1 pseudogene is annotated in these 704 nt (G+C 65.9%); it reads right to left on the reverse strand.

What is annotated here, in order from left to right:
* A pseudogene (locus HV823_RS26375) lies at nucleotides 1–704 on the reverse strand (hypothetical protein); the annotation flags it as partial.

The raw sequence follows: 704 nt of genomic DNA on the forward strand, positions 1-704 counted from the left end.
CGCCGCTATTGCCCTTGAGCACGTCCTTGCCGGCCCCGCCGGAAAGCACATTGGCCTTGCCGTCGCCGGTCAGCCTGTCGGCATGGCTCGTGCCGGTCAGGTTCTCGATCGAGACATAGACGTCGCCCTTGGCGTCATTGGTGTTGAGCGAAGGCTTGGAAAGGCTGGCGGTGACACCCTTCGCAGCCCCCTGGTAGGAGGCGGTGTCGTTGCCCGCCCCGCCGTCCAGCCGGTCTGCGCCCTTGCCGCCGATCAGGAGGTCGGCGCCCGCACCGCCCTTCAGCTGGTCGTTGCCGGCATGGCCGTAGAGCTTGTCGTTGCCGCCATTGCCCTTGATCAGGTCGGCGCCGAGGCCGCCCTTCAGCGTCTCCGCCTTCGACGTGCCGGCGATCGTCTCGACCACGTCGGTCACCTTGATGGTGAAGGTCTTTGCGACCGTGTTGACGCCGTCCGACGCGGCAACGGTGACAGTGTCCTTCTGCACCTTCTCGTAGTCGATCGCCTTGGCCGTCACCAGCCTGGCGCCGGAGAGCTTGAACAGGCCGCCGGCATCGTCGGTCAGCGTGTAGGTCAGCGTCTTGCCTTCCGGATCCTTGGCCGAGAAGGTGCCGACCGTGGTGCCGGTCTTGACGTTCTCCTTGACGGTCGACTTCGACAGCGACAGCGAGGTGGGCGCCTTGTCGACATCGTCGACGTCCTGGATC

The sequence above is a fragment of the Mycoplana rhizolycopersici genome (assembly GCF_013378445.1).
Lineage (GTDB): Bacteria > Pseudomonadota > Alphaproteobacteria > Rhizobiales > Rhizobiaceae > Mycoplana > Mycoplana rhizolycopersici.